This window comes from Agromyces sp. Y575, assembly GCF_059445445.1.
On sequence record NZ_JCAIUI010000001.1, the window covers coordinates 1162766 to 1188930 of the forward strand.

Below are 26165 nucleotides of genomic sequence, written 5' to 3' on the forward strand. Positions count from 1 at the left end.
AGCACATCGAAGGGAACACACCGTGGTGGAAAACGCCGCCGACTATCGCATCGAGCACGACACTATGGGCGAGGTGCGGGTGCCCGCATCGGCGCTCTACCGGGCGCAGACGCAGCGCGCAGTCGAGAACTTCCCGATCTCCGGCGCGGGCCTCGAGCCCCAGCAGATCCAGGCGCTCGCACGCATCAAGAAGGCGGCCGCGCAGGCGAACGCGCAGCTCGGCGTGCTCGATCCGGCCATCGCGAAGGCCATCGAAGACGCCGCCGACGAAGTCATCTCGGGCGTGCACGGCTACAGCGAGCACTTCCCGGTCGATGTGTACCAGACGGGTTCCGGCACCTCGTCGAACATGAACATGAACGAGGTGCTCGCCACCATCGCGACGGGCAAGCTCGGCAGCCCAGTGCACCCCAACGACCACGTGAACGCATCGCAGTCGTCCAACGACGTCTTCCCGACCTCGGTGCACATCGCGGTCACTGCGGCGCTCATCGACGAACTCATCCCGGCACTCGACCACCTCGCCGTCGCCCTCGAGGCGAAAGCCGTCGAATGGGCCGACGTCGTGAAGGCCGGCCGCACCCACCTGATGGACGCCACCCCGGTCACGCTCGGCCAGGAGTTCGGCGGCTACGCCCGCCAGGTGCGTCTCGGCATCGAACGTGTGCGCACTGCCCTCCCCCGCGTCGCCGAGGTTCCGCTCGGCGGCACCGCCGTCGGCACCGGCATCAACACCCCCGCCGGCTTCCCGCAGCTCGTGATCTCCCTCCTGCAGGCCGAGACCGAACTGCCGATCACCGAGGCCGCCGACCACTTCGAGGCGCAGGCCAACCGCGACGGCCTCGTCGACGCTTCGGGAGCACTCCGCACGATCGCCGTGAGCCTCACGAAGATCTCGAACGACCTCCGCTGGATGGGCTCCGGCCCGAATACCGGTCTCGGCGAACTGCGCATCCCCGACCTGCAGCCTGGTTCCTCGATCATGCCGGGCAAGGTCAACCCCGTCGTGCCCGAGGCAGTACTCATGGTCTGCGCCCGGGTCATCGGCAACGACGCCACGATCGCGTGGGGCGGGGCATCCGGTGCCTTCGAACTCAACGTGCAGATCCCCGTCATGGGCACTGCACTGCTCGAGTCGATCCGCCTGCTCGCCAACTCGGTGCGCGTGCTCGCCGACAAGACCGTCGACGGGCTCGAGGCCGACGTCGAACGGGCGACCGCACTCGCCGGCATGTCGCCGGCGATCGTGACGCCGCTCAACAAGCTCATCGGCTACGAGGCCGCCGCGAAGATCGCGAAGCACTCGGTGGCCAAGGCCATCACGGTGCGCGAAGCCGTGATCGACCTCGGCTACGTCGAGCGCGGCGAGCTCACGCTCGAGCAGCTCGACACCGCCCTCGACCTGCTGTCGATGACGCGCCCGCCGCAGGCGAAGTAATCGCTCGGCACCTGAGCCGAACCGAAGCGCCCCGCCGATCCGGCGGGGCGCTTCGTCGTTCGCGGCGGCGTCAGGTGGATGTCTCGCTGACGTCATGCCCCGCGAGGAAGTCGATGATGTCGACCGATGCTTCGGCGAGCGTGCGAAAGTGCAGGTGGGCGCCCGCAACCGGCATCGCGCCGTTCACGCTCCACGTCGTCATGCCGGCAGCGAGTCCCGCGACGACGCCCGAGGGAGCGTCCTCGACCACGAGGCAGTCGCGGGGCGCCGCGTTGAGACGACGCGCCGCGAGCAGGTAGGGGTCGGGCGCCGGTTTGCCTGCGGGTGTCGCCAGGTTGTCGACGATGACCCCGGGCAACGGCAGCCCGAGTCGTCGGAAGCGCGCCGCCACTCGACGCTCGGCGTTCGAGGTCACGAGGGCCCAGGTGTTCGGCTCGAGCGCCGAGAGGAGTTCCGCCGCCCCGTCGATGCCTCGCAGATCTCCGTGATCGGCTTCGGCATCCTCGAGCCGGTCGAACGCGGCGACGAGTGGAGCGGGGTCACGCCCCGGCAGCAGTTCGGCCACGGTCTCGATCGGCCGCGTGCGCATCGCCGTCTCGTAGACGAGCGACGGGTCGAGACCGAACTGCTCCGCCCACTCGTGCCAGATGCGCCGCTGTCCCGCCATCGCGTCGATCAGGGTGCCGTCGACATCGAAGAGCACCCTGCGTTCGATCGTCATGCTCCAAGCATCGCAGGCGCCGAGGAGGGCGGCGAGTCGGGCCTCGTGCACGGCGTATCCTTCGCGTCGGCACGCGTGCCTTCGCAAAGTGAATCAGCGGCCCGTCCGACGGGCGTAGCTTGGAACCATGGAACACGGAGGCACGCCAGTCACGACCATCGACGAACTCGAGGAGATCCTCGGCCAGCCGTTGCCCGCCGTTCGCGACAAGACGCGCGCTCGACTTCACGACCTTGATCGGCAGTGGCTCGTAGCATCGCCACTGTGCTTCATCTCGACGGCGGATGCGGCCGGCAACGCCGACGTCTCCCCCAAGGGCGACCCACCCGGGTTCGCGATCGCGCTCGACGACTCGACGATCGCGATTCCCGAGCGACCCGGCAACCGCCGCGCCGACGGCTTCCACAACGTGCTCGAGAATCCGCACGTCGGACTGGTCTTCGTCATCCCCGGCCGGGGCGACTCGCTCCGCATCAACGGCCGCGGCCGGCTGCTGCGCGATGCGCCCTACGCCGACCGTATGCAGGTGCGCGGCCACGAGCCCGCGCTCGTGCTCGAGGTCGCGATCGACGAGGTCTTCTACCACTGCTCCAAGGCATTCCTGCGCTCACAGGCGTGGAAGCCCGAGACGTGGGATGCCGCCGCCGCACCGCGACGTGCCGTCATCGCACAGACCCTCGAACGCCCGGGCGACACGCTCGAGGTACTCGACGCGCACTACGGCCCCTCGTACGACGCGAAGATCTACGGCTGACGGATATCCACGGCTGACGCGACGCGGGCCCCGGTTCTTCGGGGCCCGCTCGCTGCCGTCGATCGCGGCAGCTACGCCAGTTCGTGCCCGTCGAGCATCTCGGAGACGAGCGCCGCGATCGCCGAGCGCTCCGATCGGGTCAGTGTGATGTGGGCGAACAGCGGATGCCCCTTCAGCGTCTCGATCACGCTCGCGACTCCGTCGTGACGGCCGACGCGCAGGTTGTCGCGCTGGGCTACGTCGTGGGTGAGCACGACCCGCGAGTTCTGGCCGATGCGTGAGAGCACGGTCAGCAGCACGTTGCGCTCGAGCGACTGCGCCTCGTCGACGATCACGAACGCGTCGTGCAGCGAGCGGCCGCGGATGTGGGTGAGCGGAAGCACCTCGAGGATGCCGCGGTCGATGACCTCTTCGAGCACGTTGTCGGAGACCACCGAACCGAGGGTGTCGAAGACGGCCTGACCCCACGGGTTCATCTTCTCGCCCTGGTCGCCCGGCAGGTAGCCGAGCTCCTGCCCGCCGACGGCGTAGAGCGGGCGGAACACCATGATCTTCTTGTGCTGCTGGCGCTCGAGCACCGCCTCGAGGCCGGCGCACAGCGCGAGCGCCGACTTGCCCGTGCCTGCGCGCCCGCCGAGCGAGAGGATGCCGATCTCGGGGTCGAGCAGCAGGTCGATCGCGAGCCGCTGTTCGGCCGAGCGTCCGTGCAGACCGAAGACCTCACGGTCGCCGCGCACGAGCTTCACCTCGCGCTCGCCCACGACCCGGCCGAGCGCCGAACCGCGGTCGGAGTGGATGACGAGCCCGGTGTTGATCGGCTGTTCGATGTCGGCCGGCAACATGAGGTGTTCGTGTTCGTACAGCTTGGACATGTCGTTGGACCCGAGGTCGAGTTCGGCCATGCCGTTCCACCCGGAGTCGATCGCGAGCTCGTGCCGGTACTCCTGCGCGTCGAGGCCGACCGAGGCGGCCTTGACCCGCAGCGGGAGGTCTTTCGAGACCACCGTGACGGCGAGGCCGTCGTTGGAGAGGTTGAGCGCGCACGCGAGGATGCGTGAGTCGTTGTCGGAGAGCCGCAGCCCAGACGGCAGCACGCTCTGGTCGCTGTGATTCAGCTCGACACGCAGCGAGCCGCCGTCGCCGACGGTGATCGGGAAGTCGAGCCGCTCATGTTCGACGCGGAGTTCATCGAGGATGCGCAGCGCCTGACGGGCGAAGTAGCCGATCTCGGGGTCGTTCCGCTTGGCCTCGAGTTCCGTGATCACCACGACGGGCAGCACGACGGCATGCTCGTCGAAGCGGAACAGGGCCTTCGGATCCGACAGCAGCACCGAGGTGTCGAGCACGTAGGTGCGCTCCTGTTGTGCTGCTGCGGCATTCGCCGCGAGATCGGTCGACTTGGAGGTAGAGAGTGACACGCCAGCTCCCGCCCCGAGCTTCAGCTCGGCATTCCGCGCCGGCGGCGATCCTCCCACGAGCGGTTCACGAGCCGACTCGAACAGACGCTTTGCCTGTTGAGCCGAACCTACGTCCGTCTCGCGAGAACCCGGGAAGCGACACGCGGCAGGTCGTCTCGCGTTCATTTTCTGCGGGTTGAGCTTATCGAAACCCCAGGTTCGAGCAAGCGGTTTCGACAGGCTCAACCCGCAGAAGTGACAAGCTCAACCCGCAGAAGTGTCAAGCTCAACCCGCAGAAGTGTCAGTAGCTCGCCGCCGTGCCGTACGACACGAACGCCGCTCGCAGCATCTCGAGCGTCTCGTCGGAGGTCGCCGCGTGCACCGACAGCCGGACGTGCCCCTGGCGGGTCGTCGCCGTGACGCCGTGGTTGTGCAGCGACGCGGTCAGCAACGTGACCTGCTCGGTCGGCGGTTCGAGCACGACGATGCCGGCTCGCTCGCGCTCGGCGCGCGATGAGATGACGGCGATCGCATACTCGTCGGCCAGTTCGATGGTGCGGCTCACCCGGTCGGCGACGGCCGAGTTGATCGCGGCGACGCCGACACTCGCGATCTCTTCGAGGCCCGCAGCCAGGCGTGCTTCGGCGATCGGGTCGGGGCTCGACACGCGGAACGCGCGGGCGTCGGCAGCGGGCGGCGGCACCTCACCCCACACCTCGGCCTCTTCGGTGCCGGTGAAACCGGAGAATACGGGCGTCAACTGTTCGAGCGCGCGCGCTGAGACTGCCATGAAACCGGTGCCCCAACCGGTGCGGCACCATTTCTGACCACCGGTGAGCACGATGTCGGCCGCCTCCCATGGCGCGTCGACCGCGCCGAAGCCTTGGATCGCATCGACGATCAGCAACCGGTCGCCGATGACTTGCCGGATGCCCTCGATGTCGCACAGGTAGCCGGTGCGCGAGTCGACGAGGCTCACGGCGACGGCGGCGACGTTCGACTCGAGCTGCTCCCGGATCTGACCGGGAGTCACCTTGCCGTGGTCGGTCTCGAGCCAGACCGGTTGCACCGTGTGCAGCGCCTCTTGTGCGCGCACGGCTGCGATGGGCAGGCTCGGGAACTCGTCGGCGGAGAGCAGCACGCCGCCGGTGAGACCGAACATCGCGTGCATGATGCCCTGTGTCGTGTTCGGCTGGAAGACGATCTGGTCTGCGGGAAACCCGGTGACGGCCGATGCGGCATCGCGCACCCGTCGATCTTGTTCGGTGAACGCGTCGAGGCTGCCGTAGCGCGCGCGCTGGAGCACTTGGGTGAACACGAGGGTCTCTTCAGCCGCGACCGTCGAGAGCGGCCCCACCCGGCCGTAGTCGAGGTAGCCGGGTTCGGCGGTGAATCCGGCGATGAAATCGTCAATGGTCACGTGAACGTGCCCCTTCGTCCGAGGCAGAGATCTGCCAGCCCACACAGTCTTTCAGACCGAGGCGACGCTGGTCACCCTCCGAAGCGACCCCGGTCACCCTCCGAAGCGACGCCGGTCACCCTCCGAGGCGACGCCGGTCACCCTCCAAAGCGACGATGACGCTTCGCGTAGTCGCGCAGCGCCCGCAGGAAATCGACCTTGCGGAGGTCGGGTCCGAGCGCCTCGACGAAATAGAACTCGCTGTGCGCGGCCTGCCAGAGCATGAAGTCGCTGAGCCGTTGCTCACCCGAAGTGCGGATCACGAGGTCGGGGTCGGGCTGCCCGACCGTATAGAGGTGCTGGCCGATGAGGTCGGGGGTGAGTCTCTCGGCGAGGTCCTCGAGGCTGCGCCCTTCGGCGTGGTGGTCGGCGACGATCGACCTCATCGCGTCGGTGATCTCTTTTCGGCCCCCGTAGCCGACCGCGAGGTTCACATGCAGGCCGTTCTTGTCGGTTGTGCGGTGCTCAGCGGCGTCGAGCGCGGCGACGAGCGGCTCGGGCAGCCCGGCATCCGACCCCACATGCTGCACGCGCCAATCGCGGTAGTGCGAGAGCTCTTCGGCGAGCTCGGCGATGATCTCGATGAGGTCGGCGAGCTCGGCGCTCGACCGGTTGCCGAGGTTGTCGCTCGAGAGCAGGTAGAGGGTGACGGTCGCGATGCCCGCGTCATCGCACCATTCGAGGAACTCGCGCATCTTCGCCGCGCCCGCACGGTGGCCATGCGCCGCGGTGTCGTAGCCGAGCTGCTTCGCCCAGCGCCGGTTTCCGTCGATGATCATCGCGACATGGCGCGGCATCGTCGCCGGGTCCAGTCCGCGTCGGAGCCGGTTCTGGTAGAGGCGATAGAGGATGCCGCGACCGAGGGGCTGATCGCTCGTCTGCACGGCACTACGCTACCGCTCCGGCGCATCCGCCACTCGCAGACGGGCGTGACGGAGAAGGCGGATACGCTGTCTGCATGTCCTCGAAGCGCCGCCGCGCAGCACACGATCCAGCGGAAGAACTCTCCCGCCCGGTCGCGGCGGAGGATGTCGGCGATACCGCAGTCTCCCGCGAGGCGCACGGCCCCGACCTGCCGAACATCCCCCTACTCGACGACTCGCTCGCCCATCCCGGCGAGGTGAAGCCGACGTGGCGGGGCTGGATCCACGCCGTCACGTTCCCCATCACCGTCGTGGCCGGGGTCGTGCTCATCGTGCTCGCCGATGGTGCGCCGGCGAAGTGGGCGTCGGCGGTCTTCGTACTCACCTCGATGCTGCTCTTCGGCAACTCCGCGCTGTACCACCGGTTCGACTGGGATCCGAAGACCAAGCTCGCGCTGAAGCGCATCGACCACGCGAACATCTTCCTGCTGATCGCCGGCACGTACACGCCGCTCGCGATTCTCGCGTTGCCGCCCGACAAGGGCTGGCTGCTGCTCGGCCTCGTCTGGGCCGGCGCGCTCCTCGGCATCGGCTTCCGGGTGTTCTGGATCACCGCACCGCGTTGGCTCTACGTGCCGCTCTATCTCCTGCTCGGCTGGGCGGCCGTCATGTACCTCGGCGACCTGCTCGCGGTGAATGCCACGATGATGGTGCTCGTCATCGTCGGCGGCTTGCTCTACACGGTCGGTGCGATCGTCTACGCCCTGAAGAAGCCGAACCCGTGGCCGGGCGTCTTCGGCTTCCACGAGATCTTCCATGCCTGCACGGTGCTCGCGTTCATGTGCCACTGGACCGCGACGCTGCTCATCGCGATCGCACCGGCGTACCATCTCGGCTGAACGCTCCCTGAACCTGCCGAAGCCCCCTGAGCCTGTCGAAGGGGCCGGCCTTCGCTTCGCCGGGCTCAGCGAACGAAGATTCGGCGAACGAGCCCCAGGTCAGCGAGCGGATGCCCCATCGGGGCCGTCGTTCGCGTCGTTCGGCGTCTCGCCCGAGGCATCCGTCGCCTGACCGTCGGCCTCCCCCATCTCGGCGTCGTGCTCCCCTGCCTCGAGGCGCTCCGCCTCGAGCCGCTCAGCCTCGAGCTGTTCGCGCACCTCGGCACGGTAGTTGACCCTGCGGATGCGTCGCACCATGTCGATCACGAGGAGCACCACGACCAGCATGACGAGGAACGTGAGCACGAACCCCCAGATGCCTGGCGTGACGGTATCGGGGTCGAATTCCTCATCGTCTGCCAGGAGGATCAGCGTGGGCAGGACGAGCATCGGACTCTCTTTCACGGGCGAACTCCGGCTCGACCGGGCGGGTTAAGCTTGGGTACAAGACTAGACGATCGAAATCGAAGGAGCCGTGCGGTGGCAGAGCTCGAGAACGACGCGCTCGCCGCGCGATACGGGCGCACACGCTCGCATCGCACCCGTGATCGACTGCTGCTGATCGCCGGTGCGGTGGCCGTCGCGATCGTGCTCGTCGCATGGGTCGTCTGGGCCGGTCTCGATGGCCAGAAACCGCAGATCGAGGTCACCGACACGGGTCACCGTCTGATCAACGAGGAGCGCGCGGTCGAAGTCAGCTGGAACCTCTCCGTACCGGCCGGCAACGACACAGCCTGCATCGTGCAGGCGCTGAATGAAGACTTCACCGTCGTCGGCTGGAAGGTCATCGAGGTGCCGGCCTCGACACGGCATATCCGCAGCCTCACCGAGACGGTGCGGGTCGCGCAAGAGGCGAACACGGGTTTGATTTACCGCTGCTGGCTCACCTAACATGGGACATTCGCCCCGGCATTCGTCGGGGCGTCACGTCTATACAGCATGAAGAACGTATACAGCGTGAAGAACGCGAAGCGTGAAGAACACGGGAGTGTGCATCATGGCCCAAGACGCCACCGTCACCTGGCTCACCCAAGAGGCCTACGACCGCCTCGCGGCGGAGCTCGAGCACCTCTCCACCCGCGGCCGTGAAGAGATCGCGAAGCGAATCGAGTCCGCGCGCGAAGAGGGCGACCTCAAGGAGAACGGCGGCTACCACGCCGCCAAAGACGAGCAGGGCAAGCAAGAGGCCCGCATCCGCCAGCTGAAGGAGCTGCTGCGCACCGCAGAGGTCGCCGACGCACCCGTGTCCACGGGCGTCGTCGAGGCCGGCACCGTCATCACCGCGATCATCGCGGGCGACGAAGAGACGTTCCTCATCGGCAGCCGTGAGATCGCCGGCGACTCCGAGCTCGACGTGTGGAGCACCCAGAGCCCGCTCGGTGCCGCGATCCTCGGCCTGAAGGTCGGCGCGAAGACCAGCTACACCGCACCCAACGGCCGCGAAATCCCGGTCGAGGTCACGGGCGTCGCAACCTGGGGCGGCCAGTAGTCGAGACGCGTCGGTTCTGACCCCGTCTACTCGTTGTAGATGACCGGTTCGTATCCGGCACGGCGCAGCACCGCGACGACCTGCGCGCGATGGTCGGGGCCGCGAGTCTCGACCGAGAGCTTCAGCTCGACCTCCGAGATCTGCAGGCCAGAACCGTGCCTGGTGTGCAGCACCTCGATCACGTTGGCGTTGGCTTCCGCAAGCAGCTCTGCGATGTGCGCGAGCTGCCCCGGGCGGTCGGGTAGGCCGATTCCGAGCGTGAGATAGCGGTCGGATGCCGCGAGCCCGTGCGCGATCACCCGTTGCATGAGCAGCGGGTCGATGTTGCCGCCCGAGAGCAGCGCGACGACGGGGCCGTCGGAGGAGATCTGGCCGGTCATGATCGCGGCGACCGACACCGCGCCGGCAGGCTCGACCACGAGCTTCGCGCGCTCGAGCAGCACGAGCAGCGCCCGGGCGATGTCGTCTTCGGTGACGGTCACGACCTCGTCGATGGCCTCGCGGATGATCTCGAAGTTCAGCTCTCCGGGCCGATAGACGGCGATGCCATCGGCGATCGTCGGCACCACGGGTACCCGCTGCGGCGACCCGGCCGCAAGGGACGCGACGTACGGCGCCGCGTTCTCCGCCTGCACCCCGACGACCCGGATCGTACGTCCGAGTTCGGCAGCGCGTTGCTTGACCGCGCTCGCGATGCCCGCGGCGAGGCCGCCGCCGCCGATCGGCACGACGATGGTCGCGACATCCGGCGACTGCTCGAGGATCTCGAGACCGAGGGTGCCCTGGCCGGCGATCACGTCGGGGTGATCGAACGGTGGAATGATGACCGCGCCCGTTTCATTCGCGAAGGCGGCCGCAGCTTCGAGCGTCTCGCCGACCGAGTCGCCGCGAAGTACGACTTCGGCCCCGTACGCGCGGGTCGCCTCGAGCTTCGGCAACGCCACACCGACGGGCATGAAGATCGTCGCGCGGATTCCGAGCTCACGCGCCGCGAACGCGACGCCCTGGGCGTGATTGCCGGCCGAAGCCGCGACGACGCCTCGTGCCCGTTCGGACTCGGTCAGTGCCGAGATGCGGTGGTAGGCGCCACGAAGCTTGTAGGAGCCCGTGCGCTGCAGGTTCTCGCACTTGAGGTGAACGGGAACGCCCAGCAATTCAGCGAGGAAGCGGGACGACTCCATCGGAGTCACCCTCGCGACGGTGGAGACCACGCCCCGCGCGTGCTCGAAATCGTCGAGGCTCGGCCCGGGGATCGCAGTCGTCAACTCGTTCATTCTCCTCGCTTGTATCCGGGACGTCGCGGCACGGTGTGCCAGAGCGGGGCGCGCCCCGGCGCCGTGGGCGGACTCGCATCGCCTTTCCATGCGCCACTTGCGACGGAGAGGATCATGACATTGAGCACTGCAGCCACGGGCACGGCGAACAGCGCGCCCGGAATGCCGGCGAGGAACCCTCCGGCGGCAACTGCGAGGACGACGCCGAGCGGATGCACCTTCACGGCCGTGCCCATGATGAGCGGCTGCAGCACGTGCCCCTCGATCTGTTGCACGAGCAGCACGATGCCGAGCATGATCACTGCCGGCCAGAACCCGAGGTAGACGAGCGCGACGAAGACCGCGAGCGCGCCGGTCGCCACCGCACCCACGATCGGGATGAACGAACCGAGGAAGACGAGGATCGCGATCGGCACGGCGAGCGGCACGCCGAGGAAGAACGCGCCGAGGCCGATGCCGATCGCATCGATCGTGGCGACGAGGATCTGCACCTTCACGAAGTTCTGGAGTGTCGTCCACCCCGCGTTGCCGGCATCGTCGATGGCGGTGCGGGCCCGTCGGGGAAAGATCCCGACGATCCAGTTCCAGATGCCGCGGCCGTCGATGAGGATGAAGAGCGTCGCGAAGAGCGCGAGCAGCATGCCTGCGAGGAAGTGGCCGAGGCTCGAGCTCAGCGAGAGCGCACCACTCACGAGCACGCCGGTGTCTTGCTGCGCGGACTGGATGATCTGATCGACCCAGTCGTTCAGTTGGGACTCGGTGATGTGCATCGGACCCTCGAGAAGCCACTCGCGGAAATCGTCCCATGCGACGAGCGACTGCGCGGCGAGCTCACCGGAGCCGCGCACGATCTGCGTGATGCCGAGCGTGAGCAGGCCACCGACGACCACGAGTGCCGAGAGCATCGAGGCGGTCACTGCGAGCCACTTCGGCCAGTGGTGCTTCTGCAGGAAGCCCGAGAACGGCACGAGCAGTGCGCCGACGAGCACCGCGACGAGGATCGGGATGACGATGAGTCGCAACTGGATGATCAGGAAGACGACGACTGCGAGCACCCCGCCGATGAGCAGGAGCCGCCATGCCCAGCCGGCCGCGAGTCGCACGCCGAACGGGATCGACTCGGTCACTTCGTCGGGTGCATCCTCCGTCGGCTGCGCCGGTGCCCGAGCATCCGTCGCGCGCCGTGACAATCGCCCCCGTATCCGCCCCCTGGAGTCCGTCATCGCTCCAGTCTAAGCGCGGCGTATGGACCGCGGGGCATGCGACGATGGATGTCTTGCGGCCGCCCGAGCGATGAGTGTCGGCGGCCCCGGCTATCGTCGAACGCATCATGGTCGACGCCGTCAGCCCAGCCCTCGCCCGCCGCATCGCCCTCGCCGCGCAGGGCTTCGCGCGGCCGCTCCCCGAGGCGCCGGGCACTCGCGCCGTCAACGGGGTGATCGATCGACTCGGCCTGCTGCAGATCGACTCGGTCAACGTCTTCGAACGCAGCCACTACCTGCCGGCGTTCAGTCGCGTGGGGGCGTACGACCGGGGTGCGCTCGATCGCATCACTACGGGTCGTCACGGGCGCATGGTCGAGTATTGGGCGCACCAAGCGGCGTACATCCCCCGCGAACTCTGGCCGCTCTTCGAGTTCCGGCGCACGGCATTCCGCACCAGAGGCACCGACTGGGGCGGGTGGGTCGCCGAGAACGCCCCGTTGGCCGAGTGGCTCAAGGCTGAGCTCACCGCGAACGGCCCCATGCGGGCGAGCGAGATCGAGCACGACGCCAACGAACGGCGCGGCCCGTGGTGGGGCTGGTCCGACGTCAAGCGCACGCTCGAGATGATGTTCCGCACCGGCGAAGTCGTGTGCGTCGAGCGGCGCCGCTTCGAGCGTGTCTACGCGTTGCCCGAGCAGGCGTTGCCGGGCCACCTGCTCGGCGTCGCCCCGATCGAGGCCGACGCCGTGCGCGAACTCGTCGCGCTCGCGGCATCCGCGCTCGGCATCGCTACCGAGGCCGATCTCGCCGACTACTGGCGCATGAAGCGCGTGCCGGTGCGGCAGGCGATCGGCGAGCTCGAAGAGGCCGGAGTGCTGCTGCCGGTCGAAGTGCCCGGGTGGAAGATCGGCGCTCGCCAGACGCCCGCGTGGCTGCACCGTGACGCGAAGCGGCCGCGTCGCATCGAGACGGCCGCGGTGCTCTCACCGTTCGACCCCGTGGTGTGGTTCCGGCCGCGCACCGAGCGGCTCTTCGACTTCCATTACCGCATCGAGATCTACACGCCCGAGCCCGATCGCAAGTTCGGGTACTACTCGCTGCCGGTGCTCATCGACGACCGTGTCGTCGGTCGCGTCGACCTGAAGAGCGATCGCAAGGCCGGGGTGCTCAGGGTGCAGTCGGCCTGGACCGAACCGGGGGCGCCGGCAGACACCGCCACGCGACTCGCGCCCGTGCTGCGCAGGGCAGCGGCATGGCAGGGCCTCGGAGACGTGACCGTCACCGGTCGCGGCGACCTGTCCCCTGCGCTGACGGCCGAACTCGGCGCGTCCGTCTGAGCGGGTGGTCGCCGCGACCAGTCATCGACGAGCGGCGTCCTGGCCCGGCCCATCCGGCCTACCGTCTTCCGCCGGTCTGACGGCCCGGCCTCACTTCAGATGCCGGGCGAAGAATCTGGCCGCGTCATGCCCCGCGAATTGCGGGACACCGGTGTGGCCGCCCATGTTGGCATGCAGCGTCTTCTCCTGGGAGGCGAAGGCGTCGAACAGGTCCAGTGCCAGCTGCCGATCGTTTCCTTCGTCGTCCCACTGCAGTAGGACGTGCAGCGGAATCGTGACCTGTCGGGCCTCGTCGAACATGGAGCGGGGCACGAAGCTCCCGGCGAAGAGACCGGCAGCCGCGAGGCGCGGTTCGATCAGGGCCAATCGGATGCCGATGGCGATCGGCCCACCCGAGTACCCGACCGGGCCGCTGATCTCGGGCAGTGCAAGGAGGGCGTCGAGGGTCGTCTGCCATTCCGGGACCGCGTTCTCCACCAGCGGGAGAACCAGCCGGTCAACGATCTCGTCGACCGGCTCTCCGGCCGCCAGCGCCCGGTGCAGATCGGCGCGCGCCTGCTCTGCGTCGGCCGATCGGGTCCGGTCACCGCCCCCGGGGAGCTCGATGGTTGCGGTGGCGAAGCCGTCTGCCGCGGATTGCCGGGCTCGCCCCGCCAGTCGTGGGTACATCTGGCGCAGACCGCCGGGGTGGCCGAGCAGGATCAGCGGTGTTGGCGAGGACGCGGGCGTCCACAGGATGCCGGGGATGTCGCCGAGGACGAATTCGCGTTCGAGGACGCCATCGTCGAGGAATTGTTCGGAAGTGAAGTGCATGGTCGTGCCTTTCGGGAGTGCTCGTTGAACGGCGCTCCCGGACGACCTATCGCCCGACCGTGACCCCGAAGAGGAGCACCCACGTCAATTCGTTCACGGGTACCACCTCCTTCTTCTCTCGCACGGACCTCGGAGAATAGCAGTGCTCGCCTCGGTCCGTCAACGTCTAGAACGCTCCGCCCATCTGCTCGAGCCGCTTGACGCGCTCGGCGATCGGGGGGTGGGTGGCGAAGAGCTTGTCCATGATGCCGGGCTTCAGCGGGTCGGCGATCCAGAGGTGGGCCATCGAAGAGTTCTGCCGCTTCATCGGCCGCCCGTAGGTCTCGAGCTTCAGGAGCGCGCTCGCGAGGGCATCGGGGTGCCGGGTGGTCATCGCACCCGTGGCATCCGCGAGGTACTCGCGCTGGCGCGACACCGCGAGCTGCACGAGGCTCGCGACGAACGGGGCGATGAGCATCGCGACGAGCCCGAAGATCATGACGATCGGGTTGCCGTTGTTGTTGCCACGGCCGAAGAACGCCATGCGCACGAGCATGTCGGAGATGAAGCCGACGGCCACCACGAGGCCGAACACGACCATCGAGAGCCGGATGTCGTAGTTGCGCACATGCCCGAGTTCGTGGGCCATGACGCCCTCGAGCTCGGCGTCGTCCATGATCTCGAGGAGACCGGTCGTCGCCGCGACGACGGCGTGTTCGGGGTCACGCCCCGTGGCGAATGCGTTCGGCGCTGAGTCTGAGATGACGAAGACGCGCGGCATCGGCGTGCCGGTCGTGATCGAGAGGTTCTCGACGGTGCGCCAGAGCCGCGGGTGGTCGGCCTTGGACTGCAGCTCGACCGCGCCCGACATCGAGAGCGCCTGCCGATCGGCGGTGAAGTACTGGAACAGCGCGTAGGCGCTCGCGATGACGAGCGTCACGATCACGATCGTGACGTCGCCGTAGATCGCCGCTGCCAGCCACCCCAACCCACCGATGATGGCGAGGAAGAACAAGATGATGAAGACGGTGTTGCGTTTGTTCTTCGCGATCGCGCGGTACATCAGCGACCCCCGGGGGTCTCGATACGCGTCGCGCTTCGCGCGGCGCTACTCGACCTTGATGGGCGCCTGATGGCGTGCATCAAAACTGAACGCGCGGCGGCTCTGCAATGGCCGCGGGCTCCGTGACCTCGAAGAAGTCGCGCTCGTGGAAGCCGAGGTTGCGCACGAAGAGCGTGTTCGGGAACACCTTGATCTTCGTGTTGAGCTCGCGCACACCGCCGTTGTAGAACCGGCGCGACGCCTGGATCTTGTCTTCGGTGTCGACGAGCTCGGACTGGAGCTGGAGGAAGTTCTGGCTCGCCTGCAACTGCGGGTACGCCTCGGCGACGGCGAAGATCGACTTCAGCGCCTGCTGCATGTGGTTCTCGGCGGCACCGGCCTGAGCTGGACCCTGTGCCGACAACGTCTCGGCGCGCGCCTGGGTGACAGATTCGAAGACCGACTTCTCGTGCGCCGCGTAGCCCTTGACCGCCTCGATGAGGTTCGGAATCAGGTCGGCACGACGCTTCAGCTGCACGGTGATGTCGCTCCACGCCTCATCGACCCGCACGTTCAGCGTGACGAGGGAGTTGTAGGTCGCCCAGAGGTAGATGCCGATGATCACCACGAGCGCAACAACGATGATGACGGGGATGAGCCATTCCATGGCACGGACTCCTAGCGCTTCGAGCTTGCTTTGCTGTGTGCGTCCATCTTATCGAGGGCGTTCGTGGCCACCCGTGCTTCCCATGAGACTCGGAGGAACCCGACGGCCCGCTTCGGGCATAGGCTCAGCCTGTGACGGAGCACGCCGAACCCCGACGTCGTGGCCGGCCCCGCGGCGCGAAGGCCGGCGACACCCGCGCGCGCATCCTCGAGGCGGCGACCGCCGAGTTCGGCGAGCACGGCTACGAGGCGGCGTCGATGCGCGCGATCGCTCGGCGCGCGCGGGTGGATCCCGCGCTCGTGCACCACTACTTCGACGACAAGCAGTCGCTGGTGGCGGAGGTCGTCGAGGTGCCGTTGCGCCCCGACCGTGTGGTGCGCGACGCACTCGCCGCCCCGATCGACGAAGTCGGCGCACGGCTCGTGCGCGCGGTGCTCGGCGCCTGGGATTCGGGCGCGGTGCGTCCGGCGGCGGTCGCGGCACTCCGCTCGGCGATCGGTCAGGGCCCCGTCTCCCGTATGCTGCGCGAGTTCCTGCGCCGCGAGATCATGCAGCGAATCGCGTCGGCGCTCCCTGATGCCGACGACGCGGATCTGCGTGCGGAGCTCGCCGCCTCGCAGCTGGTCGGCGTGATCATGATGCGGTACGTGCTCGAGTTCGAGCCGGTGGCATCGGTCAGCGTCGACGAGCTCGTGCGCCGGGTCGCGCCCGCGGTGCAGTGGCACCTGACCGGGCGTCCCGACGCACTTGACAGCGTCGTTCGCCCGGCACACAATTCAGCACATGATGAATAGCTCGGATGCCGCGGCGGATGCCGCACCCGGCGCCGGGGTCATCGTCGAGAACCTCACGATCGTCCGGGGCGGCGCGACCGTGCTCGACCGGCTCTCGCTCGCGGTCCCCCGCGGCCGCATCGTCGGTCTGCTCGGTCCGAGCGGCAGTGGCAAGACCACGCTCATGCGTGCCATCGTCGGCGTGCAGGTCGTGAAGTCGGGCACCATCGAGGTGCTGGGGCTGCCGGCGGGAAGTCGCCCGCTCCGCAAGCGCATGGGATACGTCACCCAGCAGGCGAGCGTCTACGACGACCTCACCGTGCGCCAGAATCTCGCATACTTCCGGCGCATCGTCGGCGCACCGGCATCCGACATCGACCGTGTCATCGAGCGCACCGACCTCGGCGCCGTCGCCGGCCGCCTCGTCGGCTCGCTCTCGGGCGGGCAACGCAGCCGGGTCTCACTCGCGGCGGCGCTCCTCGGCCGACCCGAAGTGCTCGTACTCGACGAGCCCACCGTCGGCCTCGACCCCGTGCTCCGCGTCGAGTTGTGGGGCCTGTTCCGGAGCCTCGCCGATGACGGCACCACCCTGCTGATCTCGAGCCACGTCATGGACGAGGCCAAGCGATGCGACCGCCTGCTGCTCCTGCGCGACGGCCGGCTGCTCGCCGACGACACGGTACGCGGCGTGCTCGAGATCACCGGCACCGACGATGTCGAGCAGGCGTTCCTGCGCCTCATCGAGCGCGGCGAGCCCGACCTGCGGCCGACGAGCGAGACGGAAGCGCAGCGATGACACTCACGCGCACGTTCGCGACCGCGGGCCGCGTGCTCACCCAGATCCGCCATGACCCGCGCACCGTGGGCCTCCTGCTCATCGTGCCGAGCCTGCTCATCGGCCTCGTCGCGTGGATCTTCACCGACACCGACGTCTTCTCCGACATCGGCCCCGCGATGATCGCGCTCTTCCCGTTCATCGTGATGTTCCTCGTGACGAGCATCTCGACCCTTCGTGAGCGCCGCAGCGGCACCCTCGAGCGTCTCCTCTCGATGCCGATGGGCAAAGGCGACTTCATTCTCGGCTACGCCCTCGCGTTCGGCTTGCTCGCAGTGTTCCAGACCGCGATCGCCGTCTCGTTCGCGGTCTGGGTGTGCGGGCTCGAGATCGCGGGGTCGATCTGGCTGCTCTTCGCCGTCGCCGTCGCCGATGCCCTGCTCGGCACTGCGCTGGGCCTCCTCGCGAGCGCCTTCGCGCGCTCAGAGTTCCAGGTCGTGCAGTTCATGCCCGTGCTCGTGTTCCCGCAGATCCTGCTGGGCGGCATCTTCATTCCCCGCGACCAGTTGCCCGAAGCCCTCGAGGTGATCGGCGAGTGGTTGCCGCTGAGTTTCGCGATCGACGCTCTACAGGCTGTCGCCGACGACTCCGAGAGCGCCGCGTGGATCACGGCGAAGCTCCTCGTGATCTGCGCGTGGATCGTCGGGTCGATCGTGCTCGGTTCGGTGACCCTGCGCCGGCGCACTCCCTGACCCTCGCGCTCCAGCCTCTTGCCCTCCCCGACCTCGACTCCCGGACCTTGCTCTTCGGCCCGTAGGACGTTCACCTCTTTGTAGGTCGGAAACTGCGAAGAACGTCCTCCGAACTGGACGACGTCCTACAAACACCGCACGAGGAGAAATGCCCGCAGGGCGACGCACGGCTACTCGCCGAGCACTCGATCGAGGTACGGGTTCGCGAAGCGCCGTTCGGGGTCGAGCTCGTCGCGCACCCGCACGAAGTCGTCGAACCTCGGGTAGACCTCGCGCAACGACGCGGCATCGCGCGCATGCATCTTGCCCCAGTGCGGCCGGCCGCCGAAGCCGCGCATGATCGCCTCGACCGCGGTGAAGTACTCCGTCGGGTCCTCGCGGAAATACTTGTGCACGGCGATGTACCCGGTCTCGCGGCCGTACGCCGTCGAGAGCCAGTTCTCATCGGATGCCGCGGTGCGCACCTCGATCGGGAAGCTGACGCGCCAGCCCTTCCGCTCGATGAGCGCGCACACCTCGCGTACCGCATCGGGAACCGCCGCGAGCGGCACGGCGTACTCCATCTCACGGAAGCGCACCGTGCGGTTCGTCACGAACACCTTCGGTGAGAAGTCCGCGAAGTCGCGGTTGCCCGTGAGCTTCTCAATCTGACGCGCGATTCCCGGGATGGCTCCGGGCGCGACCCGGCCGAGCCCGCAGACGCCGCGATAGAGGCCATTGGCGAGCATCTCGTCATCGACCCAGCGCGAGAACCGGCCGAGTGGATGCCTCGGGGCATCGCCGGGAAGCCGGATGTTGGTCTTCGTGAGCGCCGTCTCAGTGTGCGGGAACCAGTAGAACTCGAAATGGTCGGCAGAGCGCACACGCTCCTGCCACCCATCGAGCACCTCGCCGAGCGGCGCGGGCTTCTCGATGGCGTGCAATACGAACCGCGGCACGAGTTGCAGTGTCACCTCGACGAGAACGCCGAGTGCACCGAGCCCGAGTCGCACCGCCGGCAGCAGTTCAGGTCGCTCGGTCTCGCTCACCGTGACGAGCTCGCCGCGGCCCGTGACGAGCTTCACGGCCACGATCTGCGTCGCGAGTCCGCCGAAGCCGAGGCCCGTGCCGTGCGTTCCCGTGGAGGTCGCACCGGCGATGGTCTGCCGATCGATGTCGCCCATGTTCGGCAGGGCGAGGCCGTACGGCGCGAGCAGCGCCGGCAGCTCGTGCAACCGGGTGCCGGCGCGGAGCGTCACCCGGCCGGTCGCGCTGTCGGCGTCGACGACCCCCGACAGTGTGGTGAGATCGAGCTGCACCCCCGGCGCGACAGCGATGCCGGTGAAGCTGTGGCCCGCACCGACCGCCTTGATGCGCAGGCCGGATGTCGCGGCGGCGGCGACCGCCCGTTGTACCGCGCCGGCGGTGGCGGGCCGCTCCACGCGAAGGGGCCGAACCGATTCCGTGCGACCCCAGTTGCGCCATGTGGCCCCGGTCGCCGTCACGACAGAGCCCTTCCTCGACGCCCGGTCAGCACACGCCACGTGGCCCCGGTCGCAGTCACAGAAACGCCTTCCCTTCGCCCCGATAGCTCGGGATCATGTCGACCACCTCGCCGGCCTCGACGACGGCGAACTCGTTCAGGTGCTCGGAGATCTCGCCCGACTTCGTGTGCCGGAACCACACCCGATCGCCCACCGCGAGGCCGCGAGCGGCCCGCCCGCTCACCGGTGTCTGCACCTCACCCGCCATCTCGCGAGGTTGCATCTTGAGATTCTCCGGCCACGCGATCTTCGGCAGCCGGTCTCCGGTCGGTGGGCCGGAGGCGACCCATCCTCCGCCGAGGATCGTCGCGTGATCATGGCTCGGACGCCGAACGACGTCGAGCGCGAACGCCGCGGCCGGCGCCGGCGTGAAGTGCTGGTAGCCGTCGAACAGGTGACCGCCGAAGATGCCCGAACCTGCGGCGATCTCGGTCACCGAGGCGTCCGCCGCCGTGACCTCGAGTGAGCCGGTGCCGCCGCCGTTCACGAATTCGAGATCGGCGAGCTCGCGCACCGCGGCGACCGCGCGGGCGCGGCGTTCGACGAGTTCGGGCATCGAACGCGACTGCATCCAGCGATTCACCGCACCGTCGAGGGGCCGGCCGGCCGGCCGGTTCACGACACCGGCGATCTGCGCCTCGTACGACATCATGCCGACGAGCTCGAATCCAGGCCGCTCCACGATGTAGGCGGCGAGCGCGGCGGCGTCTTCGGGCGCATGCACCGGTGAACGACGCACGCCGAGATGGCCGAGCACGGGAGCGTTCCACGAGGCGTCGAGCTCGAGGCACACCCGGATCGACTCGCGCCTGCCGGGCGGCAGCACCGCGTCGATGAGATCGAGCTGCGCGGGCGAGTCGACCATGAGGGTCACGCGCGCGGCGAAATCGGGGTCGCTCGCGAGCCGGCGGATGCTCGCCCGCTCAGCGGTCGGATAGCCGACGACGATGTCGTCGACCGTGTCGGCGAGCCAGAGCGCCTCGGCGAGCGTGTAGGCGAGCACCCCGTGGTATCCCGGCATCGCGAGGAGCGCCTCGACGACACCACGTACTCGAAGCGACTTCGACGCGACGCGGATCGGCTTGCCGTTCGCCCGGCGCAGCATATCGAGGGCGTTGTGGCGCAGCGCCCCGAGGTGCAGCGCCCCGACGGGGGCGTCGAGATGCGAGGTCGCGGCGCTCAGTGCCGGCCAGTACCGCTCGGGTCGCAGCCACTCCGCGGCATCCGTCGCCGGCACACCCGTCTTGCGCAGGTCGAGACCCATCAGCGCACGCCCCTCACTCGGGCGACGGCGAAGGCGCCGGCGAACGAGAACGCGGCACCCAGTAGGAACACGAGCATGAACGAGCCCGAGACGACCACCGCAGCCGCGCCGATCATCGGAGCGACGGCCTGCGGCACGGCCGAGGCGATGTTCATGATGCCGAGGTCTTTGCCTCGCGAGGCGGCGTCGGGCAGCACCTGGGTCGCGAGCGCCTGGTCGACCGACAGGAAGCACCCGTAGCCGAGCCCCAGGAGGCCGGCTGCGACCATCGCGACGGTGAAGTCGGGGAAGAGCGCGAGCAGCAACGCCGCGATGCCCTGCAACGCCGAAGCGAAGAAGACGAACATCTTGCGACGGCCGAGTCGGTCGGAGAGCTTCCCGAGCAGCAGCGAGGCAGCGATCACGAACACCATGTAGATGAGCGTGAGCACGATGAGATTGTCTTCGGCGTGCGCGTCATTCAACTGGAACATCAGGAAGTAGAGCAGCAGACTCGTGCCGAGCGCGTTGCCGACGGAGACGAGCACTCGGCTGAGCAGAGTCCAGCCGAAATCGGGGTGCTTCCGCGGGCTGATCCAGAACCCGGCGACGATGCCCTTCGCCGTGACGCGGGCGCGCTCGGCCGTCGCGAGCGGCTGATCGGCACGGAAGAGGAACGGAACGGCGAGCACGACGAGGATCACGGCGAGCAGGATGTAGCCGAGTGAGGCGTCGGTCACGAGTTCGGTGACGAGCACGAGCCCGACGATGATGCCGACCGCCTGCGGCGCCGACATCCAGCCCGAGACGAAGCCGCGCTGGTTCACGGGCACCTGGTCGGAAATCGTCGCCGTGAGTGCGGCGGTCATGATGCAGAAGCCGACGGATGCCGCGACCCACGCCGCCCCGATCGCCCAGATCTCCGTTTGGAAGCCGAGCGAGACGAGCGCGATCGCGAAGACGACCGCGCCGATCGCGATCCACGGCCGGCGGCGCCCGAACCGCGACGTCGTGCGGTCGGAGATTGCACCGGTCAGCGGATAGGCGATGATCGTTGCGATCGCGGCGATGCCCGAGATCGTGCCGAACGCGACGACGCTGTCGATCCAGTTCTCGGGGTGCAGTTGCGCGTCGATCTGGGCGGGCAGCAGCAGCTGCACGGGCGTCAGCTGCGCCATCCAGATGCCGAGCCAGACGGTCGCGAACGAGGCGATCCAGCCGGCCGAGACTCGTCGAACCGGCTCGCCGAGCGCGGACGCGGGCGGTGGCACGGGAGGTTGCGCCGAGGGCGCGGCGTCGAGACTCGTCATCGGGGTTCGGCCATTCTCGAGAGGGCGTCGGCGGCCGCGTGCGCGACCGCCCGGGAAGCGGCATCGTCTCGGTCGACGAGCCAGGTGAGTGTGAGCCCGTCGGTGAAGGCGACGAGCACGCGGGCGACCTGCTCGACGGGGACGCGCCAGACGGTGTCGGCCGCGCGGGCGGCCGCGTCGAGGGAGCGGGCGGCCAGTTCGGTGTACCGCGCGTATTGCGCTGCAGCGAGCGGATGCCGCTCGGGCGAGCGCAGCGCGTACTGGGTGAGCTCGAGCATCGCCTGTTCGTGCTCGGGGTCGGCGCGAAGGTGCTCGAAGTACCGCAGCAGCCCGGCCTCGAGCATGTCGCGCAGGTCGTCGCCCTCGAGCTGATCCGGCAGCACGGCTGCCTGCTCGCGGGCGACGACCGTGGTGATGAGCTCGTCGATGAGTTCGTCGCGGGAGTCGAAGGCGTAATGGAAGCTCGCGAGCGACATGCCCGCCTCTGCGACGATGGCTCGGGTGGTGGCCTGCGCGATGCCACGGCGCGAGACGACTCGCAGGGCCGCTTCGACCAGGGCGGCGCGCCGCTCCGGTGCAGGGATGCGGGCCACACGACTCCTCTCGACACCATTGCCGCGAAGTGGGACGCCTGTCCCAGTCGCATCAGTATGCACGAAAACCGTTACGCTCGCACCATGCGCCTCGGAGTTCTCGACGTCGGTTCCAACACGGTGCACCTCCTCGTCGTCGATGCGCATCGCGGTGCCCGGCCGGTCCCGATGTCATCGAACAAATCGGTGCTTCGGCTCATGCGCTACCTCGAGCCAGACGGCGCGATCAGCGAGGTCGGCGTCAGCGCGATCATCGAGGCCGTGGGCACGGCGGTCGACGCGGCCGGTCGAGCCGGACTCGACGAGCTCCTCGCGTTCGCGACTTCGGCGATCCGAGAGGCCGCGAACGGCGAGGCGGTGCTGGACCGCGTCGCCGAGGAGACCGGCGTGCGCCTGAGCGTGCTCTCGGGCGAGGAGGAGGCACACCTCACGTTCCTCGCCGTGCGCCGCTGGTACGGCTGGTCCGCGGATCGGATCCTGGTCTTCGACATCGGCGGCGGCTCGCTCGAACTCGTGCAGGGACTCGACGAGATCCCGGATGTCGCGCGTTCGCTCCCCCTCGGCGCCGGCCGGTCGACGATCGAGTTCCTGCCCGACGACCCGCCGTCGACCGAGCAGGTCGCCCACCTCCGGGGGCACGCCCGCGCCGTGCTCGCGGAGGCGATCGCGCCGTTCCGCGAACTGCCCTCACCCGATCACGTCGTGGGCTCGTCCAAGACGATCCGATCGCTCGCGCGGCTCGCGGGCACGGTAGAGGAAGGTGTCGGGTCATCCGATCGGATCGTGCTCACGCGCCGCGCTCTCGACGACTGGACGCCACGCCTTGCGAAGATTCCCGCTGATGCGCGGCCCGCGCTCCCCGGTATCACCGCCGACCGAACCTTCCAGATCGTCGCAGGCGCCGTCGTGCTCTCCGAGACGATGCGCGCGTTCGGCGTCAACGAGCTCGAGGTCTCGCCGTGGGCGCTCCGCGAAGGGCTCATCCTCCGGCGACTCGATCGGCTCGGCTGACACCGATCACGTTTCGGGGCGGAGCGGGCCGGCGACACCGGCGGGGCCCGTCGGTTCACCCGCGAGCGGGTCGACCGGTTCGGGAAGCTCGGGCTCGATCACCTCGCGCGCGGTCTTCGCCCAACTCGTTCGCCCCGTCCAGTGGCGCACGAGCGCCGTGAGGAAGACCGGGAAGACGATCCAGGTGTAGGCGGCGTACGGCACCGTCTCGACGAGCGCGAGCAGGAATCCGCGAATGCTGCGACGACGGAGGAAGAGCGTGATGAAGCCCGGGCCGAACCCGAGCGTGAAGAACAGCAGGAGGATCGTCAACGTCGCCGGGAGGATGGGCACCTGTAGCACTACGGCCAGCACGATGGTCGCGAAGAAGTTGAGCCCGGCGACGGAGATCAGCACGGGCGTCAGCATGTAGAGCACGGCGTCGATCCTCGCGATCGGGCCCTGCTCGATGCGGGTGGTGCCACCGAGCAGGCCGAGCGCCTGCCAGCCGCCCTGCGCCCAGCGCACCCGCTGGCGGTAGAGGCGCCGCAGGGCGGGAACGCCCTGCTGGTCGATCGCGGCGCCGTTCTCCTGGGCGCCGCGCCATCCCTCCTGGATGAGCCGCACGCCCAGATCCTGGTCCTCGGTGAGGCGATCCCGCCACGGCCCGTCGTCCACCGTGATCGAGGTCAGCGCGGACAAGCGGTTGAACTGGCCGTTGCCGCCCATGTTCGCCGTCCCCCACGAAGCGCGCCCGGCTTGGTAGACGAACCCGAACGACGAGAACTCGACATCCTGCGCCCAGGTCAGGAATCGATTCGAGTTGTAGATGCGTACGAGCACCTGCACTCCGGCCACGAGCGGATCGGCGAAATGCCATGCGACACGGCTCGGCGCATGTCGCTCGAGTCGACCATCGGCGTCGACGATGCCGACGATGACCCGGTCGTGTGGGATTCCGCTGAACGCGGGCTCGCTCAGCAGCTCGTCGCGGATGTGATGGTAGGCCTCATTGAGGGCGGCCGCCTTGCCGCGCCGAGCGTTCGGAGGTGTGCGGGTCAGCACCCGCAGTCTCGGGTCGTCGATGCCACGCAGGATCTCTCCGGTCCGGTCGGTCGACCCGTCGTCGACGACCAGGATGACCGCGCGAAGTGCGTCGGCGACGCGGAGGCGCGCCACGCTGTCGGCGATCGTCACCTCCTCGTCGAGCGCCGGCACCACGAAGACCCAGAGGAAGTCGTCCGCGTCCGGCGCGCCCTCGGGAATCGGACGACTGCGGCCTCGCCGATACCGGTAGCCCGCGATCGCGAGAGCCGAGATGGAGACGAAGGAGATCACCGTCAAGGTCAACGCGATCCAGAAGAGCACCTGGAAGACGACCGGAACCCCGGCGAACAAGTCGCCCCAGACGATCGGTTCAAGCACCCGCGACACCACCGAGGCCGTCGGCGACACCATCGTGGTGGAGCTCGGCGAGATCGTCGGCCGGGTCTTCGAGGTACCCCGCCGCGCGAAGCACGCCCTTGCGGTCGAGCCCGGTGCCGAACTGCTGCGGGGCGCGACCGTCGAACACGACGTGCTCGGTGAGCGCGAGAATCCGTTCGGCTGCGTGGCCGTCGCCGTACGGGTTCGACCGAGCCGAGCGTCGGGTGTACTCCCGCGGATCGTCGAGCAACAAGGATGCGGCCGAGATGATGAGTTCGGGGTCGGAGCCGACGAGCTCGACCGTGCCCGCCTCCACGCCCTCCTGCCGCTCCGTGGTCTCGCGCAGCACGAGCACCGGCCTGCCGAGCGCCGGCGCTTCTTCCTGAATGCCGCCCGAGTCGCTGATGACGAAGGCGGCTCGACCGAGGAGCCGCGAGAATCCCGCGTAGCCCATCGACTCCACCAAGGAGGCATTCGGGCGGGATGCCAGGTGTCGGCGCAGCACCTCCTGCACCGCCGGATTCGGATGGAGCGGCACGATGAAGCGCACGTCGGGATACGCCGCTGCGAGGTGTGCCACGGCCCCCGCGATGCGCTCGAGCGGATCGCCCCAGTTCTCTCGTCGGTGGGCCGTCACCACGACGACGCGCGTCGTCTCGTCGTCCTCGAGGTCCTCGAGGCCGGCGACCCCGTAGGGTACGTCGAGCGAAGCCGCGAAGAACAGTGTGTCGATCGCGGTATTGCCGCTCACGAAGATGCGTCCCTCATCGATCCCCTCGAGGATCAGGTTCTGCTCGTTGCGGAACGTCGGGGCGAGGTGGAGCGCAGCGATGCGCGAGATGAGCTGACGGTTCAGCTCCTCGGGGAACGGCGAGAGCGTGTCATCCGTGCGCAACCCGGCCTCGACGTGCACGACCGGCACCCGGGTGTGGAACGCCGCGAGCGCCGCCGCTGCAGCACTCGACGTGTCGCCGTGCACGAAACAGGCCACCGGGAACCCATCGGGCGGCGCACCGTAGTTCGTCTCCCGAGTGGGCCCGAACCCCTCGAAGACACGGCTCATGCCGCCGAGCACGTCGGCGAAGAGCTGGTTGAGGCTGCGTCCGGGCGCTGCGACATCGAACGTGACGTCTGCCTCGACTCCGCCCAGGGCGAGCACATCCGCGACGAGCTCGGCGTGCTGACCCGTCGAGACGACGAACGAGGCGAAGCGGCTGCTGTCGCGGAAGGCCCGGATGACGGGCAGCATCTTGATCGCCTCCGGCCGCGTGCCGACGACGAAGACGACGACGAGCGTTCCCTGCACGGCGTTCTCCATGCGCCCACCGTATCCATGTGACGCGACCGGTGCCAGAGACGCGCGATCGGATCCGTCGCGCTCGTCGGCATCCCAGACGGGGTCCG

Annotated in this window: 26 protein-coding genes; 10 read left to right on the plus strand and 16 right to left on the minus strand. The window is 68.5% G+C overall.

The window, feature by feature from the left end:
• The first annotated feature begins 25 nt into the window (after positions 1–25).
• Entirely contained in the window at positions 26–1438 is a 1413-nt protein-coding gene (locus tag AC1C2U_RS05540) for a class II fumarate hydratase (RefSeq protein WP_495360847.1), read from the plus strand.
• Positions 1439–1508: 70 nt separating this feature from the next.
• Here AC1C2U_RS05540 and AC1C2U_RS05545 read toward each other — a convergent pair whose 3' ends face one another.
• Complete coding sequence (locus AC1C2U_RS05545; RefSeq protein ID WP_495360698.1) at positions 1509–2210, minus strand: HAD family hydrolase; 702 nt, start codon at positions 2208–2210, stop codon at positions 1509–1511.
• A gap of 76 nt (positions 2211–2286) precedes the next feature.
• On the opposite strand from AC1C2U_RS05545, the gene AC1C2U_RS05550 reads away from it, so the two are divergent.
• Positions 2287–2913: an MSMEG_1061 family FMN-dependent PPOX-type flavoprotein gene (locus AC1C2U_RS05550; protein ID WP_495360699.1), complete on the plus strand. Its 627-nt coding sequence runs from the start codon at positions 2287–2289 to the stop codon at positions 2911–2913.
• A gap of 71 nt (positions 2914–2984) precedes the next feature.
• Here the strand turns inward: AC1C2U_RS05550 and phoH2 are convergent, their stop codons facing one another.
• From phoH2 to AC1C2U_RS05565, 3 genes are all read right to left on the minus strand, one after another.
• The gene (phoH2, locus tag AC1C2U_RS05555; RefSeq protein ID WP_495360700.1) at positions 2985–4331 is read right to left on the minus strand and encodes an RNA 5'-3' helicase PhoH2; all 1347 of its coding nucleotides are present in this window, start codon (positions 4329–4331) and stop codon (positions 2985–2987) included.
• Positions 4332–4612: 281 nt separating this feature from the next.
• A complete protein-coding gene (locus AC1C2U_RS05560) occupies positions 4613–5731 on the minus strand; it encodes an aminotransferase class V-fold PLP-dependent enzyme (protein WP_495360701.1) in 1119 nt (372 codons plus the stop codon).
• Between the two features lie 137 nt (positions 5732–5868).
• Positions 5869–6654 (minus strand): isoprenyl transferase, encoded by a 786-nt coding sequence (locus tag AC1C2U_RS05565; protein WP_495360702.1) that lies wholly within the window; start codon positions 6652–6654, stop codon positions 5869–5871.
• A 74-nt stretch (positions 6655–6728) separates the two neighbouring features.
• Between AC1C2U_RS05565 and trhA the strand changes: the two genes are divergently transcribed.
• Positions 6729–7532, plus strand: coding sequence for a PAQR family membrane homeostasis protein TrhA (trhA, locus tag AC1C2U_RS05570; protein ID WP_495360703.1), 804 nt, complete (start codon positions 6729–6731; stop codon positions 7530–7532).
• Positions 7533–7631: 99 nt separating this feature from the next.
• Here the strand turns inward: trhA and AC1C2U_RS05575 are convergent, their stop codons facing one another.
• Positions 7632–7961: a hypothetical protein gene (locus AC1C2U_RS05575; protein WP_495360704.1), complete on the minus strand. Its 330-nt coding sequence runs from the start codon at positions 7959–7961 to the stop codon at positions 7632–7634.
• Between the two features lie 90 nt (positions 7962–8051).
• On the opposite strand from AC1C2U_RS05575, the gene AC1C2U_RS05580 reads away from it, so the two are divergent.
• Together AC1C2U_RS05580 and greA are read left to right on the plus strand one after the other, a co-directional pair.
• Positions 8052–8462: a DUF4307 domain-containing protein gene (locus tag AC1C2U_RS05580; protein ID WP_495360705.1), complete on the plus strand. Its 411-nt coding sequence runs from the start codon at positions 8052–8054 to the stop codon at positions 8460–8462.
• A 106-nt stretch (positions 8463–8568) separates the two neighbouring features.
• Entirely contained in the window at positions 8569–9060 is a 492-nt protein-coding gene (gene greA / locus AC1C2U_RS05585) for a transcription elongation factor GreA (RefSeq protein ID WP_495360848.1), read from the plus strand.
• Positions 9061–9086: 26 nt separating this feature from the next.
• On the opposite strand, the gene ilvA is transcribed toward greA, so the two are convergent.
• Together ilvA and AC1C2U_RS05595 are read right to left on the minus strand one after the other, a co-directional pair.
• Positions 9087–10325 carry a threonine ammonia-lyase gene (gene ilvA / locus AC1C2U_RS05590; RefSeq protein WP_495360706.1) on the minus strand — a complete coding sequence of 413 codons (1239 nt, stop codon included), beginning with the start codon at positions 10323–10325 and terminating at the stop codon, positions 9087–9089.
• A 5-nt stretch (positions 10326–10330) separates the two neighbouring features.
• On the minus strand, positions 10331–11557 hold the full coding sequence (locus AC1C2U_RS05595; RefSeq protein ID WP_495360707.1) for an AI-2E family transporter: 1227 nt from the start codon (positions 11555–11557) through the stop codon (positions 10331–10333).
• Positions 11558–11664: 107 nt separating this feature from the next.
• Here AC1C2U_RS05595 and AC1C2U_RS05600 point away from each other — a divergent pair, with 107 nt between their 5' ends.
• Complete coding sequence (locus AC1C2U_RS05600; protein WP_495360708.1) at positions 11665–12876, plus strand: winged helix-turn-helix domain-containing protein; 1212 nt, start codon at positions 11665–11667, stop codon at positions 12874–12876.
• Positions 12877–12966: 90 nt separating this feature from the next.
• Here the strand turns inward: AC1C2U_RS05600 and AC1C2U_RS05605 are convergent, their stop codons facing one another.
• The 3 genes from AC1C2U_RS05605 to AC1C2U_RS05615 form a co-directional block, all read right to left on the minus strand.
• Positions 12967–13689 carry a dienelactone hydrolase family protein gene (locus AC1C2U_RS05605; RefSeq protein WP_495360709.1) on the minus strand — a complete coding sequence of 241 codons (723 nt, stop codon included), beginning with the start codon at positions 13687–13689 and terminating at the stop codon, positions 12967–12969.
• Positions 13690–13855: 166 nt separating this feature from the next.
• Positions 13856–14731: a M48 family metalloprotease gene (locus AC1C2U_RS05610; protein WP_495360710.1), complete on the minus strand. Its 876-nt coding sequence runs from the start codon at positions 14729–14731 to the stop codon at positions 13856–13858.
• A 79-nt stretch (positions 14732–14810) separates the two neighbouring features.
• Positions 14811–15377: a LemA family protein gene (locus tag AC1C2U_RS05615; protein WP_495360711.1), complete on the minus strand. Its 567-nt coding sequence runs from the start codon at positions 15375–15377 to the stop codon at positions 14811–14813.
• A gap of 131 nt (positions 15378–15508) precedes the next feature.
• On the opposite strand from AC1C2U_RS05615, the gene AC1C2U_RS05620 reads away from it, so the two are divergent.
• The 3 genes from AC1C2U_RS05620 to AC1C2U_RS05630 are packed head-to-tail and all read left to right on the plus strand — an operon-like array spanning position 15509 to position 17677.
• Positions 15509–16171: a TetR/AcrR family transcriptional regulator gene (locus AC1C2U_RS05620; protein WP_495360712.1), complete on the plus strand. Its 663-nt coding sequence runs from the start codon at positions 15509–15511 to the stop codon at positions 16169–16171.
• Positions 16161–16946: an ABC transporter ATP-binding protein gene (locus AC1C2U_RS05625; protein ID WP_495360713.1), complete on the plus strand. Its 786-nt coding sequence runs from the start codon at positions 16161–16163 to the stop codon at positions 16944–16946. The genes AC1C2U_RS05620 and AC1C2U_RS05625 overlap by 11 nt, the downstream gene beginning before the upstream one ends.
• A complete protein-coding gene (locus tag AC1C2U_RS05630) occupies positions 16943–17677 on the plus strand; it encodes an ABC transporter permease (protein WP_495360714.1) in 735 nt (244 codons plus the stop codon). Before AC1C2U_RS05625 ends, AC1C2U_RS05630 begins: the two co-directional genes overlap by 4 nt.
• 170 nt (positions 17678–17847) lie before the next feature.
• On the opposite strand, the gene AC1C2U_RS05635 is transcribed toward AC1C2U_RS05630, so the two are convergent.
• From AC1C2U_RS05635 to AC1C2U_RS05650, 4 genes are read right to left on the minus strand one after another with little or no spacing between them, the layout of a single operon-like run.
• Positions 17848–19161, minus strand: coding sequence for a D-arabinono-1,4-lactone oxidase (locus tag AC1C2U_RS05635; RefSeq protein WP_495360715.1), 1314 nt, complete (start codon positions 19159–19161; stop codon positions 17848–17850).
• A 55-nt stretch (positions 19162–19216) separates the two neighbouring features.
• Entirely contained in the window at positions 19217–20464 is a 1248-nt protein-coding gene (locus tag AC1C2U_RS05640) for an alanine racemase (protein WP_495360716.1), read from the minus strand.
• A complete protein-coding gene (locus tag AC1C2U_RS05645) occupies positions 20464–21753 on the minus strand; it encodes an MFS transporter (RefSeq protein WP_495360718.1) in 1290 nt (429 codons plus the stop codon). The genes AC1C2U_RS05640 and AC1C2U_RS05645 overlap by 1 nt, the downstream gene beginning before the upstream one ends.
• Positions 21750–22346 carry a TetR/AcrR family transcriptional regulator gene (locus tag AC1C2U_RS05650; RefSeq protein ID WP_495360719.1) on the minus strand — a complete coding sequence of 199 codons (597 nt, stop codon included), beginning with the start codon at positions 22344–22346 and terminating at the stop codon, positions 21750–21752. Before AC1C2U_RS05650 ends, AC1C2U_RS05645 begins: the two co-directional genes overlap by 4 nt.
• Positions 22347–22430: 84 nt before the next feature.
• Here AC1C2U_RS05650 and AC1C2U_RS05655 point away from each other — a divergent pair, with 84 nt between their 5' ends.
• Complete coding sequence (locus tag AC1C2U_RS05655; RefSeq protein ID WP_495360720.1) at positions 22431–23357, plus strand: Ppx/GppA phosphatase family protein; 927 nt, start codon at positions 22431–22433, stop codon at positions 23355–23357.
• A gap of 6 nt (positions 23358–23363) precedes the next feature.
• Here AC1C2U_RS05655 and AC1C2U_RS05660 read toward each other — a convergent pair whose 3' ends face one another.
• A complete protein-coding gene (locus tag AC1C2U_RS05660; RefSeq protein ID WP_495360721.1) occupies positions 23364–24761 on the minus strand; it encodes a glycosyltransferase in 1398 nt (465 codons plus the stop codon).
• Positions 24754–26079, minus strand: coding sequence for a non-hydrolyzing UDP-N-acetylglucosamine 2-epimerase (gene wecB, locus AC1C2U_RS05665; RefSeq protein WP_495360722.1), 1326 nt, complete (start codon positions 26077–26079; stop codon positions 24754–24756). Before wecB ends, AC1C2U_RS05660 begins: the two co-directional genes overlap by 8 nt.
• Positions 26080–26165: the final 86 nt, after the last annotated feature.